Origin of the sequence: Peribacillus sp. NPDC046944 (genome assembly GCF_050272735.1) — a bacterium.
Taxonomy (GTDB): Bacteria; Bacillota; Bacilli; order Bacillales; family DSM-1321; genus Peribacillus.
In genome coordinates, this window is the sequence record NZ_JBNNML010000002.1 from 268,700 (window position 1) to 285,530 (window position 16,831).

Annotated in this window: 17 protein-coding genes, 1 pseudogene and 1 riboswitch; of the genes and pseudogenes, 10 read left to right on the forward strand and 8 right to left on the reverse strand. The window is 40.4% G+C overall.

Features of this window, described 5'->3' with window-relative positions; genetic code table 11:
- The first annotated feature begins 8 nt into the window (after nt 1-8).
- Nucleotides 9-466: pseudogene (locus ACQKIC_RS04285) on the forward strand (DUF6933 domain-containing protein).
- 78 nt (nt 467-544) lie between these two features.
- On the opposite strand, the gene ACQKIC_RS04290 reads toward ACQKIC_RS04285, so the two are convergent.
- Entirely contained in the window at nt 545-862 is a 318-nt protein-coding gene (locus ACQKIC_RS04290) for a hypothetical protein (protein WP_427591647.1), read from the reverse strand.
- Between the two features lie 230 nt (nt 863-1,092).
- Between ACQKIC_RS04290 and ACQKIC_RS04295 the strand changes: the two genes are divergently transcribed.
- The 6 genes from ACQKIC_RS04295 to ACQKIC_RS04320 all read left to right on the forward strand — a co-directional run bounded on the left by ACQKIC_RS04295 (nt 1,093) and on the right by ACQKIC_RS04320 (nt 6,286).
- Nucleotides 1,093-1,746: a 5-bromo-4-chloroindolyl phosphate hydrolysis family protein gene (locus ACQKIC_RS04295; protein WP_403124354.1), complete on the forward strand. Its 654-nt coding sequence runs from the start codon at nt 1,093-1,095 to the stop codon at nt 1,744-1,746.
- Nucleotides 1,743-2,915, forward strand: coding sequence for a toxic anion resistance protein (locus ACQKIC_RS04300; protein WP_402958577.1), 1,173 nt, complete (start codon nt 1,743-1,745; stop codon nt 2,913-2,915). Before ACQKIC_RS04295 ends, ACQKIC_RS04300 begins: the two co-directional genes overlap by 4 nt.
- Before the next feature lie 13 nt (nt 2,916-2,928).
- Entirely contained in the window at nt 2,929-3,498 is a 570-nt protein-coding gene (locus tag ACQKIC_RS04305; RefSeq protein ID WP_402958575.1) for a nitroreductase family protein, read from the forward strand.
- A 205-nt stretch (nt 3,499-3,703) separates the two neighbouring features.
- Nucleotides 3,704-4,324: an AmiS/UreI family transporter gene (locus ACQKIC_RS04310; protein ID WP_427591646.1), complete on the forward strand. Its 621-nt coding sequence runs from the start codon at nt 3,704-3,706 to the stop codon at nt 4,322-4,324.
- Nucleotides 4,325-4,505: 181 nt separating this feature from the next.
- Nucleotides 4,506-5,012: an SEC-C metal-binding domain-containing protein gene (locus ACQKIC_RS04315; protein ID WP_402872160.1), complete on the forward strand. Its 507-nt coding sequence runs from the start codon at nt 4,506-4,508 to the stop codon at nt 5,010-5,012.
- Between the two features lie 296 nt (nt 5,013-5,308).
- Nucleotides 5,309-6,286: a S8 family peptidase gene (locus ACQKIC_RS04320; protein WP_402958571.1), complete on the forward strand. Its 978-nt coding sequence runs from the start codon at nt 5,309-5,311 to the stop codon at nt 6,284-6,286.
- A gap of 46 nt (nt 6,287-6,332) precedes the next feature.
- Here the strand turns inward: ACQKIC_RS04320 and ACQKIC_RS04325 are convergent, their stop codons facing one another.
- From ACQKIC_RS04325 to ACQKIC_RS04345, 5 genes are all read right to left on the reverse strand, one after another.
- Nucleotides 6,333-6,995: a YcnI family protein gene (locus tag ACQKIC_RS04325; protein ID WP_427591645.1), complete on the reverse strand. Its 663-nt coding sequence runs from the start codon at nt 6,993-6,995 to the stop codon at nt 6,333-6,335.
- A 20-nt stretch (nt 6,996-7,015) separates the two neighbouring features.
- A complete protein-coding gene (locus ACQKIC_RS04330) occupies nt 7,016-8,644 on the reverse strand; it encodes a copper resistance protein CopC (protein ID WP_427591644.1) in 1,629 nt (542 codons plus the stop codon).
- A 325-nt stretch (nt 8,645-8,969) separates the two neighbouring features.
- On the reverse strand, nt 8,970-10,601 hold the full coding sequence (locus tag ACQKIC_RS04335) for an ATP-binding protein (RefSeq protein WP_402989307.1): 1,632 nt from the start codon (nt 10,599-10,601) through the stop codon (nt 8,970-8,972).
- A 107-nt stretch (nt 10,602-10,708) separates the two neighbouring features.
- Entirely contained in the window at nt 10,709-11,368 is a 660-nt protein-coding gene (locus ACQKIC_RS04340; RefSeq protein ID WP_403124368.1) for a TVP38/TMEM64 family protein, read from the reverse strand.
- 112 nt (nt 11,369-11,480) lie between these two features.
- On the reverse strand, nt 11,481-11,966 hold the full coding sequence (locus ACQKIC_RS04345) for a QueT transporter family protein (RefSeq protein ID WP_402872143.1): 486 nt from the start codon (nt 11,964-11,966) through the stop codon (nt 11,481-11,483).
- Between the two features lie 6 nt (nt 11,967-11,972).
- Nucleotides 11,973-12,017: riboswitch (PreQ1 riboswitch) on the reverse strand.
- Nucleotides 12,018-12,180: 163 nt separating this feature from the next.
- Between ACQKIC_RS04345 and ACQKIC_RS04350 the strand changes: the two genes are divergently transcribed.
- Nucleotides 12,181-12,690: a YbaK/EbsC family protein gene (locus ACQKIC_RS04350; RefSeq protein WP_402958553.1), complete on the forward strand. Its 510-nt coding sequence runs from the start codon at nt 12,181-12,183 to the stop codon at nt 12,688-12,690.
- A 101-nt stretch (nt 12,691-12,791) separates the two neighbouring features.
- A complete protein-coding gene (locus tag ACQKIC_RS04355; protein ID WP_427591643.1) occupies nt 12,792-13,604 on the forward strand; it encodes a hypothetical protein in 813 nt (270 codons plus the stop codon).
- 158 nt (nt 13,605-13,762) lie between these two features.
- On the opposite strand, the gene ACQKIC_RS04360 is transcribed toward ACQKIC_RS04355, so the two are convergent.
- The gene (locus tag ACQKIC_RS04360) at nt 13,763-14,059 is read right to left on the reverse strand and encodes a DUF3892 domain-containing protein (RefSeq protein WP_402872134.1); all 297 of its coding nucleotides are present in this window, start codon (nt 14,057-14,059) and stop codon (nt 13,763-13,765) included.
- Nucleotides 14,060-14,333: 274 nt separating this feature from the next.
- On the opposite strand from ACQKIC_RS04360, the gene adhP reads away from it, so the two are divergent.
- Nucleotides 14,334-15,347 carry an alcohol dehydrogenase AdhP gene (gene adhP / locus ACQKIC_RS04365; protein WP_402958646.1) on the forward strand — a complete coding sequence of 338 codons (1,014 nt, stop codon included), beginning with the start codon at nt 14,334-14,336 and terminating at the stop codon, nt 15,345-15,347.
- Nucleotides 15,348-15,399: 52 nt separating this feature from the next.
- Here the strand turns inward: adhP and ACQKIC_RS04370 are convergent, their stop codons facing one another.
- A complete protein-coding gene (locus ACQKIC_RS04370) occupies nt 15,400-16,830 on the reverse strand; it encodes a sigma-54-dependent transcriptional regulator (RefSeq protein ID WP_402958551.1) in 1,431 nt (476 codons plus the stop codon).
- Nucleotide 16,831: the final 1 nt, after the last annotated feature.

Genomic DNA, 16,831 nt, shown 5'->3' on the forward strand with positions numbered 1-16,831 from the left:
AGGGAAGCATGTTCCTAGTGGGAGCAACCCAAAAGGTTCTCAAAAATATAGATATAAAAGCAGTCAATTTTAAGGAAGGCGTGGAGGAGGGATTCTATAGATGGCATGTCAATTCATTTAAGGTTGGCAGATATACTTGTCTTACGATGATAAATGATCTGACCCTTTATAGTGTGACCATCGTGGGAGTAAAGAAGAAAGACTTTCTGAACTTCAAGGAATTATTGGTACAACATGTACGGGAAAGTTTACTCGCAGAAGAGATCAACCCTGAGTTAATTGATCCCTATTGAAAAATGGCAAAGAAATGATCATAACTAATACTAATAATCGTAGTACATTAGGTTGCTTGAAAGAGGTTATTCTAAACATACAGTATGATTACCCGTTGGGAAGGGACATAGTGGGAGTGGACACTCAAGAAATTAACCATTACTATAATCGATTCATCCATCTAAAACTATGAGGTTATCCAATAAACTTAATGAAAGAGCAACTAGAAAAAATGTAAACAGCAGGTGCAATGCCCTGCTGTTTTTATGCATTAGTCTCCAACGGTATAGTTAAATGGGATAATTTCGTCGTCCCATGGATGTTTAGTGATGTTGTTTTTTCGTTGCTGATTATTTTCAGTTAGCCTATTCGCAATCTGGTTTACATGGTCCACGGCAGCGTTTATGCGTGAGACATCGTGATGAACCTGACTGATTCTCTTCAGCTGTTGGCGTTCATTTTGACGTTCAAGTTCCAGAATTCTTCCTTCAATCGTTTGCGTTTGGGGGAGCTTGGCCTCGATATCCAGCTCTTGGAACTGGTGATTTCCGTTTTGTTGGGGCAACGGATAGAAACCGTGATGCTTCATTACTTCACTCTCCTTTAAAATCTGGATAGACAGATATCAATAGTCTATGTGGGAGTTAAGAAAGTGACAAAGTTTCTGATTTGAGGGAAAGAAATCATTTCAATAAATTTGCAGAAATCCTCCAGTTCCTATATCGTTTAGGTAAGGAAGAAATCTTTCTTCCGTTATGAAACTAAAGTAGCGATCATCCGTATATATAGAAAAGAGTGTAAGTCAGGAGGATAATACTAATGAATCGATTTCTTGCTGATGTTGTTCCTATGCTGGTTGCAGGCCCTATAGCTTTGTTAGTGGGATTGATCAGCCTATTTGCCTTAGATCAATCCTTCATGATTTCGGTGGTCTTTTCACTGGTCGGAGGGGGGCTCACTTACTGGTTGGGTTCACTTTATTTCACTTCACGATTTTTAAAAAAACATCAACTTACAAGGAAAGAATATCAATATATAAAGAAAAATATAGATGAAGCAAAGCCAAAAATCTGGCGGGTTCAAAAGGCACTTATTTCAGTGCGTCACCTTTCTTCCTTCAAACAGAGGAAGGATATGATTAAAATGATCAGGAAAATATATAGTCTGACTAAAAAAGAGCCGAAAAGGTTCTATAAAGCTGAATCGTTTTATTATTCTCATTTGGATTCCGCAACGGAGTTGGCAGAGAAATATGTTTTTCTGGCCCAGCAACCGAGAAAGAACAAGGAGCTTGAACTGTCATTGACCGAAACTAGAAAGACGTTGAAGGATCTTACTAAAACGATAGAAAAAGATTTATATAAAGTCCTTTCCGATGATATTGATACCCTCAATTTTGAATTGGATGTTGCAAAACAAGCCATTAAAACACGCAAAGAGTCACAAATAGAGGAAAGCAGGAGGCTAAAATGAATAATAAGGATTCTGATTTGTTGAATAATGCCAGTAGCTCTAATTTAATGGATGACCTTTTAGCCAATCCTTTTGCTGAGGTGAAGGAGCAAGAAACATTGTCCAAACAGGAAGCAAAGCCGATCAAACTCATCGATGTGATTCCGGAGGAGAATCGGGAGAAGGCCTATCAGCTTGCGAAACAGATCGACCCGACGAATCATCAGGCCATGATATCGTATGGAACACCGGCCCAATCAAAGCTACTGTCCTTTTCCAATTCGATGCTTGAGCATGTGCAAAAGAAGGATGTTGGTGAAGTAGGCGACATCATCAGTGATCTAATGAAGAAATTAAACGAATTGAGCCCGGATGAACTGAAGGCCGAAAAACCCTCGTTCTTCGCTAGAATGTTTGGCAAACTGTCAGGCTCGGTACAGGAAGCCCTTTCGAAGTACCAAAAAACAGGCGCTCAAATCGACCGAATCAGCGTCAAGCTTGATCGTAGCAAGAATGTACTCCTATCGGATATTGTAATCTTGGAAAAGCTCTATGAAACGAATAAGGAGTACTTCCAAGCGTTGAATGTCTATATCGCAGCAGGGGAAATCAAGCTTGAAGAGTTATATGAGCAAACCATTCCTGCGCTTAAGAAATCTGCTGAGATGAGCAATGACCAGATGAAGTTCCAGGAAGTCAACGATATGCGCCAATTTGCTGAACGACTCGATAAAAGGCTGTATGATCTGAAATTGAGCCGCGAAATCACAATTCAAAGCGCTCCGCAGATCAGGTTGATTCAAAATACGAATCAGGCACTTGTCGAGAAGATACAATCCTCCATCATGACGGCCATCCCACTTTGGAAGAACCAGGTCGCCATTGCATTGACTTTAATCAGACAGCGTCATGCCGTGGAGGCACAAAAGCAGGTATCCAAAACGACGAATGACCTGTTATTGAAGAATTCGGAGATGCTGAAAGTCAATACGATCGAAACCGCCAAGGAAAATGAGCGGGGGCTGGTAGACATTGAAACGCTTAAGAATACACAGGCCAATTTAATTTCCACTCTTGAAGAAACGCTTAGAATTCAAGAAGAAGGAAGACATAAACGACGTCATGCTGAGCAGGAACTTGCCGTGATGGAAAATGAATTGAAGCAGAAGCTTCTGGAGATAAAAGGATAAGGGGGAATCTACGATGGATGCTTTTGAAGCCATTAAAACGAGAAGAAGTATTGGGCTGGTCAAACAAGATCCTGTGCCCAAAGAAATCATCGAACAAATTATCGAATCCGGAACTTATGCACCTAATCACTTTAGAACGGAGCCTTGGCGGTTTTTCGTGCTGATGGGTGAAGGAAGAAACAAGCTTGGTCAGGTTTTTGAGGAAATCACTAAACTTGAAAATGTGGATGACACACCAGAGAGCCTAATAAGCAAAATGGAAAAAGCAAAGAAAAACCCACTGAGGGCGCCTGTCATCATTGCGGTAGGCATGGAACCTAGCGATAAGAAAAATGTCATGCTAACTGAAGAGTATGGTGCGGTCAACAGTGCTGTTCAGAACATGCTATTAACGGCACATTCGCTGGGGCTGGGTGCGGTATGGAGAACCGGTAAAATTGCCTATCATGATAAGGTGAGGGAATTTTTCGGTTTATCGGCCAAAGGGGAAATCTTGGCTTTTATCTATCTGGGGTATCCGGATATGGAGCCCAAACCAGCAAAAAAAACGCCAATCGACCAATTGACGACTTGGATCGTATGAACAAGAAGCGGAAACGCTTCTTTTTTTTTTTTCAATTAGATTTAAAACACAAACATATGGTATTATCAAAGTAGTGGTCAATTACTATATTAGAAAACTAAAAGATCGTAAAATAGCATGTTGAATGAAGTGATGCTTTTTTGTTTGTGCAGAGTTAATAAAGAGGAGGGACATAGAGAGTGAACACACGTTCATTCTTTTAAATATGGGAAATATTATATTACTTCTTGCAGGAGCGACTTTATTCCTAAATGGAAAAATGACGTTAGGAAAAGCCGATGCAAGAAATGTTGCGGTATTTAATTTATTTGTTGGCTCGTTTCAGGTGCTCGGTGCGTTTTATTTAATTATTGTTTCAGAACCTAGCAATGCAATGTCTTTAGGACATGCATCGATATTCTTGTTTGGTTTTACCTACTTGTACTTGGGAATAACCATTCTAAAAGGGATGGATGGAAGCGGTCTCGGGTACTTTTCACTATGGGTGTCCATTTTGTCCGTTGTGTACGCAACCGTAGAGTTTGTTCAATATGGTGACATGGTGAAGGGGTTGAACTGGGTATTATGGTCGTTCCTTTGGGGAATGTTCTATTTGACCAACTGTAAGAAGTTGCCTATTTCCGAATTCGTCGGGAAAATTTCGCTTGTACTATCATGGGTTACACTGACTATTCCATCATTATTGACCCTTACAGGTGTCTTTGATAACCCAACCATTTACAAAGCTTGGGCCATTGTATTGGTTGTATCTATTATCTACATCGGGTATCTGGGTTATTTATTATTTTACAAGAAAAAAGAAAAAACAAAAGCTATAGCAGCATAACTCATGGAGCAGTATCTCCGTTTGCCATAAACGGAGGTACTGCTCCTCTTTTATATATACCTTTTGTAGTTGAAGAATAGGGATACGCCTTTGTCTGCTTCGTTTCAAGTGACGGTTTAGGATTTAGGTTGTACAATAAATGAGGTTAATAAATTTTGATGAATTAGGATGTGTCTAATAGATGAGAACGATTGATCCATTTGAAATTATTGATGGAAAAGCGATTAAATATTTGGATGTCTTTGGCGTTGAAAACGGCATTGCATTAAAAAGTAAGTATGAAGATAAAACGTATTGGATTTATGATTACTATTGCATGCATCAGACTTGCGATTGCCAGGAAGTCTATCTAGAGTTCGTTGAGGAAAAGAAAGATAATAAGCAAGCGGGGCAACATTTTGGAATACGTGTTTCTTTCCATGATAATCAATTTGTTCTAGAGGATTATAATACTTCCAAACAAAAGGCAATGGATATCGCCGAAGATACATTGAAATATAGCAAAGATATAATGGAACTGTTTAAACAACGCTACGAAAAAATGAAGCAAAAGGGTACCCAGATCATTATGGAGAGTGCAAAAGCGGCGAAAATGCCTCATGTCCATACAGAACCTGTCATAGGTCGGAATGATCCTTGTCCTTGTGGTAGCGGGAAAAAATATAAAAAGTGCTGTGGCAGGGCTTAACTATATCGAAAAGGTGACTTCAATGGAAGTTGCCTTTTTTATTGAAAAAATGGGAAATTTAAGTGGTATTTAAAGAACGTATGTTCTATAATGAAAAAGTAAGTAAATGGCCAGTGAGAAATAAAGGTAGTTAAATAGTTGGAATTTTATGTAAAACTATTTTTTATTTTCAAAAATCTGGTATATATAAGTTGAAGAGATTCTTTTTTATCTCTTTAATGGTTAACGACAACCAGATGGGATAGGTCTCCCTCGCCGAGGATAGTCAAATTATTGACGAAGGAAGGGGTAATCAAATGTCGAAAGAAAAAAGATTAATTCCTTACAAAGTGTTAGAAATAATGGAAAAGGCCAATGAGAAAGTTCCTGAAGGTGTGGAGCTTATAAAGGCACCGGAAATATGGGAACAAGGCAATTATGGTGAAGGTGTAGTCATTGCGGTCATTGACACTGGTATAGATAAGGAACATCCCGATTTAAAAGAGAGAGTCATTGACGGAAGGGATTTTACTGAAACCGGGGATTACCATGATGATAATGGGCATGGAACCCATGTCAGTGGAACGATATTAGCGACCCTGAATGATGTGGGTGTAGTAGGTGTGGCACCGAAAGCGAGTATTCTAGCTTTGAAGGCTTTAAATGGAAAGGGACAGGGAGATATCAACTGGATCAATGGGGCATTGGAGTATGCAATCAATTGGAAAGGGCCGCAGGGTGAAAAGGTCTCCGTCATTTCACTTTCATTGGGAGGGCCCCCGGATGATAAGGAACATCAGCTCATACAAAAAGCGATACAGAATGATATTCTTGTCGTTTGTGCAGCTGGGAACGGTGGAGATGGCCGCCATGATACGGATGAGTTAGATTATCCAGGAGCTTATTCAGAAGTGGTGGAAGTGGGGGCGGTGGACTTAAGCCGGAACTTGGCAGATTTTTCGAATACGAATGACGAAATTGACTTAGTGGCACCGGGTGTCGATATTCTCTCCACATATCCAGGAAGCAAATATGCAAAGCTCAGTGGGACATCAATGGCTACACCACATGTGAGTGGAGCTGCAGCCCTCTTGAAAATCATCTCAGAAAAAGAATTCGGTCGTAAATTATCAGAGGCGGAACTATATGCCCAACTGGTAAAAAATACGGAAGATTTGGGGATAAGCAAGAAGGCACAAGGAAATGGAATGTTGAATTTATCGATGGTCACGCATAGTGCACAGAATGAAATGAGAAGAACCATTGAGGCAAGCAAGACCATGGTTGTAGAATAATAAGTAAAAGATGCCCCAAGTGATTTTGGGGCATCTTCTTAAATGATTACTTCTTATTTTTACGTGCGGCTATCGTAAGGGCAATAATCGAGATGATCAAAGATAAAAGGCCAAGTATGATGATCAGTGTTTGATCGTTATTCCCATCTTTGTCTGTGGACTCCTTCGATTTGTCTACAGAATCGGAATGAGAGTGATCACCTTCTTCGGCATGTTCATGGACTGATGAATCTTCATTGCTCTTGGAAGCTGCCGTAATTTCTGTTATGGAGTGTGGTAGGTCAGAACCTTCCTCTCCACTCCATTCGACAATCTCCCCATCGGCATAGTATTGAAATGCATCCCAAGCGATATCGGCCTCATCCTTTGGATTTTGGGCAACGAACGTGAATTGTTGGAACTGGCCTGCAGCAATGCCATCACCAGTCGCTTCCCAGGTTACTGTTTTCACATGTCCTTTTTTATCCTTTTCCGTTGTCACTTTCCAATCTGGGACTGGTTGGTAACTTGAAAAGGTGATGCCTTCAGGAACCTTTAAGGCAACCTTTGTGGTAGAAGATTCTTTTTCAACCGGAACTTTCAGTGTATAGGTTTCCCAAGCTTCAGGTGCTGAAGAGCTTGGGTTGACCGTAACATGGGCATTTGCAGATCCAGCAAAGAGGAATAGAGATGCCAATGCAGCGATAATAAGCTTTGTACCATTTTTCATGTTTATTTCTTCCCTTCTCATTATGAGTTTCCTACTACTATTACAAAATCCGCATCAATAGAGTGGAGTTCCTTCGTTAAACCATGAATCTTCACTTTCCATTTTCCTGACATGGTTATAAGCGACTTGGTTTTGAATATACCCTTTGCTTCTTCCTGAAGGTGCAATTTTACTTCCCCTGTGTCTTCATCTAAAGGCTCCATGACCACTGTAAGCTGTTCGATATCTGTATAAGGGATGCCCTCATTATTTATTAATTCCACTTGAATGAGGTTCTCACCGATTTCATTGGGGGTCACCGATAAAGTTACTTGATCATTATTTTCAGTCATTTCCGTTTTCTCTACAGGACCTGGAGAAGACTTGGCTGTCTGAACATTTGTTAAAAGAGCAGCAATAAGGAGAATGATGATTCCCAGGCTGAATTCTATTCCAGTACTGAGGCCCAGCTTCTTCGTTTTTCTTTTCCCACGGAGTAAATGAAATGCCCCAAACCCTAACATGATGGACATAAGTCCGATTTTCCCGAGTAATAATTGTCCGTATGTCGTATTTAGCAATGAATGAAGAGTTGGGACATGTTGAAAACTACTGTAAAGTCCGCTGACGATCAGGACAATCACAAAGAGAACGGCCCATGAGGAAAACTTCTGTATGATTGACCAATAAAACGTTTTTTTATCAACATCAGTCAGCTTCGGATTATAGGACTTTGGAAGAATTATCAGTATAGCCAATAAACCGCCTAGCCATAATGCCATGGACATTACATGGAGAAAATCCATAGATACAGCCAGGTATTGATGAGTTGTATCCATGGTATGTCCGATAAAGGCCTTGCAAACCATCAAGGCAGATATAAGGATAAAGGATGTTAGGAGAGAAACCTTGTTGAAGTAATTTCTCCATATAGCCAAAATTGCCACAAGTAAGGCAATTAGCAACACTATTTCTATCATCCAAATATTTCTGAATTGGGTGGACTGTAATACTTCTTTTAGGTAGATGCCATTGAAAGCATGCCACCAACCTACATCAGCGTCAATCGTAACTTTTAAAGGTAGACTCAATAGAATGGAAATCGCCAGTCCGGTATAAGATAGCCAGATATAGCGTCGGGCCCTATTGCTGATTTGATCAGGAGTAGGGCGTTTCACCAATGATAAATAAAAAAAGAGTGCACCAGTAAGAGCGGCAAAACAAAGATATTGAAGGCTTTGCAGGACTATTTGTGTTGTACTTGGAAAGCCTGCATGTTCTTCGCCGATCAGTTGATCGGATGGGATGTTGGATTCCCCATATTGAAAGGGAATTGTACCTTTGATGGGGTGACCATCACTAGAAACCACTCTCCATTTAATGATATAAACCCCTTCATCGAAAGAGCTTGACCATGTAGCTTCAAGAGTATTCCCTGAAACTTGGATATCTTGAAGTGGGATCTCCTTCCCCTCTTTGCTGTACATGGCAAGTGAGTGAAAGGAAGATTGTATAGTTTCACTGAATTGAATGCTGATCTTTTCAGGTATAGTATCCAAGCTCTCATTTGGGCTAGGATTCGAGCTCAAAATGGATGCATGGCCAAAGGCCGTTACCGGTAAGATAAACAAGGCAAGTAGACTGACGAACAGCCATATGTAATTCTTCATTTTGTTGTGCCAGCAACCTTTCTTAGTACTTCTATGAACTAGTATAAAATGAAAATGTGAAATAACAGTGAAAAAATGAAGAGAATCTCTCTACATTTTCTTGATCTATAAGCTAATTATTCTATTTCCTATTATGCATCATTAAGAAATAATTAAGCTTACCATGGTACTCTGACCTTACCATATTACAGGAAATGTAGGGGGGAGTACGTTGAAAAAGATAAAAAAGGCGAGAAGGTGATTTTGGCCGGTTCAATCGTGTGTATGGGGACGTTTACTTATATCCCGAACACAACAAAATAGGACAAGTAAACAAGTACTTATCCTATTTATATATCGGCAATTCAATTTTAACTTCGGTACCATGGTTTAGTTTGCTACTAAAGTGTACTTTTCCTTGGTGCGCTTCGATAATTCGGCAACTTACGGTCAGTCCAAGCCCAGTCCCTTTTTCTTTAGATGAAAAAAAGGGCTCCCCGAGATGTTTCATGCGATCTTTCTCGATTCCACAGCCATTATCCTTGATTGTAACGGAAATGGAATGGTTAATATGCTCAATTTCTATCGAAATATGGGATGCTGTTGCTTCCAGAGCATTTTTGACCATGTTGATGAATACTTGTTTCAGCTGGTTTGCTTCGCATAAAATAAGCGGTATATCGTTTTTTACCTCGATAGAAATTTGAGCGGAAGAAGAATCGGCTTCTACAAGAAGCAAGGCTCTGACTTCATCGATCAATTCTACGATCTGATTTTGACTGAACATGATTTCCTGAGGCTTTGCTAGGACAAGCAATTCGCTAACGATTAAGTTGATTCGGTCTAATTCGCTAAGCATGATGGTGTAATATTGATCATGGGGTTGGTCGTTTTTTTTCAGGAGTTGAACGAACCCTTTTAAGGACGTTAAAGGGTTGCGCACTTCATGAGCAACACTTGCTGCAAGTTCACCGATGATCGAAAGTTTCTCGGATTTTCGTAAGCGTCTTTCTGTTTCACGAATTTGTGTTACGTCTTTTGCATACGTAATGATACCGGCTAATTCTTTGCCCACTAACATGGGAACAAAAGTACAAGAAAGTAAAATGGAATTCCCGTATTTGGTAACAAGCGCTATATCTTTTCCTTTTTTAATCCCCTTCTGATTTTCCACGACATATTGACAGGATGATTGGATGAGCTCTTTAGCTTCTGCGGAAAAATCCAAATCAATAAAAGGGTCCCCTTGAACTTCACCTTTACGGAATCCAGTGACGGTTTCAAATCTTGGATTGACGTTTGTGATGGTTCCTTTCAAATCAAGCATTAACATGGGGGAAGGGTTGTGATCAAACAAAGACTTATAACGCTGTTCACTAGCAAGCAATTGACTTTCCGCGGCAATTCTTTCTGAAATATCCCTACCTATGACTACTAACCCTTTTCGTGAACCATCTTCATGAAATAATGGGACTTTGATGGTATCGAAGGTCTTAAAATGACCGTTTGGCAGTGGAATATTCTCCTCACAACGCGTAATCTTCTTCATTGCCCATGTTTCTTGATCGGAATCTTCACAGTAAATCAATGAATCTCTGTAGAATTGGGAGTACTCGGCAAGCTCGCTATCTTTTTTTCCTTTATAGTCCACATTCTCCAATTGGAATAACTGAAGTCCAAACGTATTCGATTCTAGCCATCTACCTTCTCCATCCTTAAAATTCACAAAGTCTACCATTGAGTTAATAAGGGTACTTCGAAGTTGTTCTTCTTCTTTTAGTTGTTTGAACTCTTCTCTTTTAGATAAGTAGAGAAATAAAATCAAACCGATTAATAGGACAAAGATGAACCCTTCTGCTCGCTGGAGTTGAAGGAACGCCTCTTTAGTATTCAAGGAATTCATTAAATAGTAATTGAAAACAAGTAATGTGGTCATTCCAGAAAGAATGTAGATTACTAATATGATACGTCTCGGCATATGGGTCTCCCTGAATTCTCCGACATTTCAAAGCTGAAATACATACACATTTTAACAAACTATTGGCTGAAAATATACGATTCCACACAAAAAAACAGGCAGCAAGGTTACCTGTTTTTCTTAAAGAGTGATAGGTTCTTTTTTTTCTTGAAGCGCTTGTAGATAAGGAAAAAGGTTAAGAGCAGGAAACCGAGTACAATCAATGTATATTGATTCATCTCTACGGAAAGAAGTCCATATGGAATTAAAGAGAGAAAGAAGAAGTAGATGAGATTGCCTAATGCTGTTGCCATTAAGAAATCTTTGAAGGTGACGGAACTAACTCCAGCTGCAAGGTTTATTAAACTTGTCGGTATGAAAGGGAAAATTCTACCGGTAAAGACATACATAAACCCATGATCCTTGACGGAATCCTGCCAGTCGGTACCCATCTTTCTTAAAATCAATGACTGGAACCAGTGCCTGGCAGCATAGAAAATGGTTCCTGACGCGACCACGCTTGTTAACCAACTCCATAGATACCCGAATGCAAAGCCAAAGATCGTTACATTAATTGTTAAAAGTAAAATCAGGGGGATGACAGTAAAGGAGTTCTGAATGATCATCAAAACGAACGTCACTACAAAGGTAAGAAGGAGATTTTCTGTCAATATGGCTATCACGGATTCCAAGTCGCTATTCCAAATCATCGTGAATAATTCTGAATTTAGCCCGATGAATGTTACTACAATCAGAAGGACGAGTAACATCAGTATTTTTTTCTGCAAAAAGTCACCACCATTTATCAATTTTTTTGAGTATGGTTGAAAAAAAGAGCCGCTGCATGTAGCAGACAGCTCTTTGGATATAGAATGTTCTTTTACTTTATGCACAGTGAGTTCAAAGCAACTTTCCAAATTGAATTCTTTTATTCATCATATAAATGATGGGTGCCCCGATCAGTAGGACGAGGAATTCCCCGGCTGCTGTTGTTGCCCAACTTATTAAGAATGGCAATCCTAAGACTAGATTCAATTCTATGGCTATTAGGAACATCGTAACCGTGAATATGATGATGGTCATGGCCATTCGACCCTTAATGCCCGTTATGAAACGGGAAGAAAAGATGACAAGCAATAAGGCTATCAGAGATTGCCCGACCCCAAAAATCAAGTCATATGCCCCTAACTGTGAAAAGAAAAGGTTCGATATGAACACACCGACGACTATGCCGGATATATATTTCTTATTAAATACAATAAGATGATTCAACATTTCGGGAATGCGGAATTGAAGCACCCCAAACATAATCGGCTGAAGCACGAATGAGACAGCGATATAGATGGCAGCCAATAGACCATTTATCGCGAGCGTACGAATATTCATATTTTTCTCTCCCTAGTTTTTTATCGTGGGATGGTTACGAACCACGTTAGGCTTTTGCCCGAAGTTTAATAGTATCGTATTTTGGCCTCTTTCGTCAATTTCAAGATTTTATGCGAAATATTGAATATTTAGAATAAAGGAAAGAGATTTTGCTTTACTATAGTGAAGAATGGTACGATTCATAAAAAGAGTTAAAGGAAAGGGATGAAAGTAAATGTCAATCGAGAGTGTTAGGGCCCACTTTAAACAATGGAACAGGGAACATGATGTGATGGAATTCAAAACATCTAGTGCCACAGTAAACCAAGCTGCGGAGACAATCGGGGTTATACCCGCGCGCATTGCCAAAACGTTGTCATTTAGGGGAGAAGGAGACCAAGCAATTTTGGTCGTGGCCGCTGGAGATGCGAAAGTCGATAATAAGAAATTCCGGAAAATGTTTGGGTTCAAGGCAAGGATGTTATCTCCAGAAGAAGTTCTTGAACAGACCGGACATGCAATCGGGGGTGTCTGCCCATTTGGATTGGCAAATGAACTGGATGTTTACTTGGATGTTTCGATGAAACGGTTTGAGACAGTTTTCCCGGCTTGCGGGAGCGCGAACTCAGCCATTGAACTTTCACTCGGGGATTTATTTCAATTCTCAAAAGCAAAGGACTGGGTAGATGTTTGCAAGGACTGGGAACAAGAAGTGAATGAAGATATGCAGAAACATATCATTTGAATGAAGGAATAAAGTCCACTTCATGTGGACTTATTTCTGATAGTGGGGAGTTATTAGGTTCTAATGAATTAGGATAGAATGCTAATGATGGAGGGTCATGGATGTCCAATGTAGAGTACAAAAACAACAATAGTAGTTATCACAGTCTTAAAAATCTATATGAGGAAAATATCACGGTCAGAAGCATAGCCCAAGAGTTTGAGTTTTGTGGAAAAGATGAATCGGCCATTGATATCAAAAATGTAATGGAGGAAAAACACTTTGATACATTGGCCGTGAAAGACCAGGGGGAAATCGTTGGTTATATCGATAGACATGAACTTGGCGAAGGGAACATTTCGGATTATATGAAGCTCTTTTCCCCAAGGGAACTTGTATCGGATTCAACGCCCTTGATCCAATTGTTAGGCATTTTTAAGAAGAAAACGAGGGTATTCGTGTTAGAGAATAATTCAATCAAAAAGTTAATCACGCATGCCGACCTCCAAAAACCACCAATCAGGATGCTGATTTTTGGCTATATCACTTTATTGGAAATGAGACTTAGTGATATTATCATGCATCGATTCGGGGGTGAAAGCTGGTATCCGATGATTAGTGAGGATCGTCTACATAAGGCAAGTGAATTATATGAAAGGAGAATGGAGAAAAATGAGGAGATTAATTTAATTGAATGTCTACAAATTAGCGATAAATTCGACATTATTCATAAAGATAAAGAGTTGAGAACATTTTTTCAAATCCCATCCAAAAGTAAGGGGAAGAAAGATGCCAATGCCATCAGGAAGTTACGGGATAAGATTTCGCATGCTAATGAACTTGGGATGGATATGTCTTGGATTGAAATCATAGAAGTGGTCGAAATCTGTGGCCGCTTGCTGGAAATATCTGAGTTCTATCATTATGAATGGTAAACAGATAGAAGGATTGGAGAAAAAGGGAGAGTGCTGGTTGCTCCATTTTCAATATCCCGGAAAACCTTGAGGAAGTCGTTAGGAGAACCTGTTAGTATGCGGTTCTTTTTTTGTTGCGGAAAAAAGCTGCCTGAATGGAAGGCAGCTTTTCTCGGTCTTTAAAATTCAGGCAGTTCATCCAGATTATTTTCTTTAATGCCATCAGGCTCACTCCGCAAAATGTCCCGACCATATTTATGAAAGACATCTACGTTTGCGAGTGCACCAGCCTTGGCTTCTGAAAGAGCGGTGGGATAGTCCAGTTCCCTTCCGGTATTTGTCTTGATGGCGATGATATTATCCTCTTCATTCTTCCGTACGGCGACAATTTCTTCTTTGTCGTTCCCACCTTGTTGGTTTGCTTGTGGCGTTCCTTGTTGTTTGTAGGATTCATAGGCTTCTTCAAATGTGTCCATTGTACACCTCCTCTTTATAGGGTGAACCATTTTTCCAGCAATATACGAACTGGTTTTCGTCATCATTGAGCCGGATTTCTGTCATAATGGGCCGAATTTTCGGCTAGGATTTACGTTTGAACCTAACTTGATTGGACTTTTCTGTTTGGCATGGCACTTGCATTATAAATAAGTGGAAGTGAGAAAAACACGGACCTAAGGGAGGAATAGAATCATGAATGTAAATCAGGGGACAAGTACGGTGGAATCGAAAACATTGAAGGATGTTAAAACAATGAAGGCAGCGGTCGTCAATGAATTTAAACAAGAGCTTGAAATAAAGGATGTACCGATTCCGGATTTAGAGTATGGTGAGATTCTAGTTAAAATTAAGGCATGTGGCGTATGTCACACGGATTTACATGCAGCACATGGCGACTGGCCGGTGAAGCCAAAGCTCCCGCTTATTCCTGGACATGAAGGAGTAGGGATTATCGAGAAGGTAGCAGAGGGCGTCACAACATTGAAAGTCGGTGACCGAGTAGGGATTCCATGGCTTTATTCAGCATGTGGAGACTGTGAATACTGTTTGACGGGCCGTGAAACGCTCTGCTTGGATCAACTCAATGCAGGATATTCGGTGGACGGAGGATATGCGGAATATTGTAAGGCACCGGCAAAATATGTTGTCAAGGTTCCGGAAGGGCTAGATTTTGCCGAGGTCTCCCCAATTTTCTGTGCAGGTGTGACGACGTATAAAGCGCTTAAGGTTTCAGAAGCAAAACCAGGGGACTGGGTCGCAATCTATGGTATTGGCGGACTTGGGCATGTTGCGCTTCAATATGCGAAGGCGATGGGATTCAATGTCATTGCCGTCGATATTCAAGATGATAAGCTTGAGCTGGCAAAAGAACTAGGAGCGGATTATACAGTGAATGGGTTGAAGAATGATCCCGTTCAAGCAATTAAGGATAAAGTTGGTGGCGTACAAGCAGCTATTTCTGTTGCCGTAACGAAAAAAGCATTTGAACAGGCTTACAGTTCAGTCAAAAGAGGCGGAACACTCGTCGTGGTCGGATTGCCGAATGATGAACTTCCTATCCCTATTTTTGATACGGTATTAAATGGGGTAACTGTGCGAGGTTCAATCGTTGGTACAAGAAAAGATTTACAAGAATCTCTTCAATTTGCGGCAGATGGAAAAGTACGGACGAATATTGAAACAAGACCGCTTGATGAAATCAATGATGTGTTTAAAATGATGGAAAAGGGTGAAATTAACGGTCGTATCGTTTTAACAATGGAATAGAAAAAAATGAAAGGGTGTCCTATTAATGGGGGCACCCTTGTTCATATAAGAGTCAGGTATGTTTTTTTTCATTTAGTATATAACGTAATTTCCTCATTGAAATCTGTAGGCGCTTGGCGGCTTCATTCCGGTTTCCATACGTTTTTTGAAGGGTTTGCAGGACGAGCTCTTTTTCGATGGTAGATTCGAACTGTTTGATTTCCAAGAGTATGTTTTCAAGCGTCAGCTCATCTTTTTCATTAAAATCGGCTACAAGTTTCTTCCGCCATTCTTCGAGAGGGTTTTCAGGAGAGTGAAGATCCATTGTAGCTTGTTTCTTGGGTGAAATGACCTGATGGGTAGGGAGAACGATATCGTCCGCAGTGATATCCTGTCCATGATCTGCGAGGGTTAAGGTTCTCATCACGGTATTAGATAGCTCACGTATATTTCCGGGCCAGTCGTATAGCTGTAATTTTTCGATAGCCTCTTGTGAAAAGGATACATCTGCCTGACCATTCCTTTCGACCAGATGCTCGACAAGGAGAGGGATATCCTCTTTTCTATGACGTAATGCTGGTATTTCAAGAGTGACAACATTCAGGCGGTAAAATAGATCCTCCCGAAATTTATTGTTTTCTACTGCTTGCTGAAGATTTTCATTAGTGGCAGCTACCAATCGTGCGTTGGTCCGTAATGTCCCACTGCTTCCGACCCGCATAAATTCCCTAGTTTCCAAGACCCGCAGAAGCTTGACTTGGATGGCTGGACTGGCATCAGCAATTTCATCAAGGAAAAGGGTTCCATTTCCGGCTATTTCAAAAAAGCCTTTTCGTTGTTGGGTTGCACCGGTGAATGCGCCTTTTTCATGGCCGAATAATTCACTTTCAAGCAGGGATTCTGAAATGGCTCCACAATTAATCGCGATAAAGGGCTCGTGGTTACGCGGGCTTGCTGAGTGAATGAAGCGGGAGAGCACCTCTTTACCCGTTCCCGTTTCCCCTTCTATTAAGACATTAACCGATTTTTGAGCGACTTTGAACGCCATTTCTGTCAGTTCTTTCATTATGACACTTTCACCGACGATGAGACCGGAGTCCCTGGCCAGTTTCTGAAAGAAATGCTGATTCACATCCGTGTTTTCATTCAGGAGGTTTTCAATCTGCTTTTCTAATATCTCAATATCGGCAAAGGGTTTTTCCATATAATCACTTGCGCCAAGTTTCATTGCGCGGACGGCGGTCTTGACTGTGCTGTAACCAGTCATGATGAGTGCCTTGCAACGAGGTTGTTTTTGTTTGAGATGTTGTAAAAGGGAAAGGCCGTCACAATCGGGAAGCTTCAAATCAATCATCGCAGCATCATAATGCTCCTGATTAAAATCGATTGCATAAAAGTCCTTTCCACTATGTATGACGTGTACGTTGTATCCTTTCATCGTAAAAAGCCGGGATAAAAAGGTACCCACCTCTTTTTCATCGTCCACTACAAGTAAATGAATCATG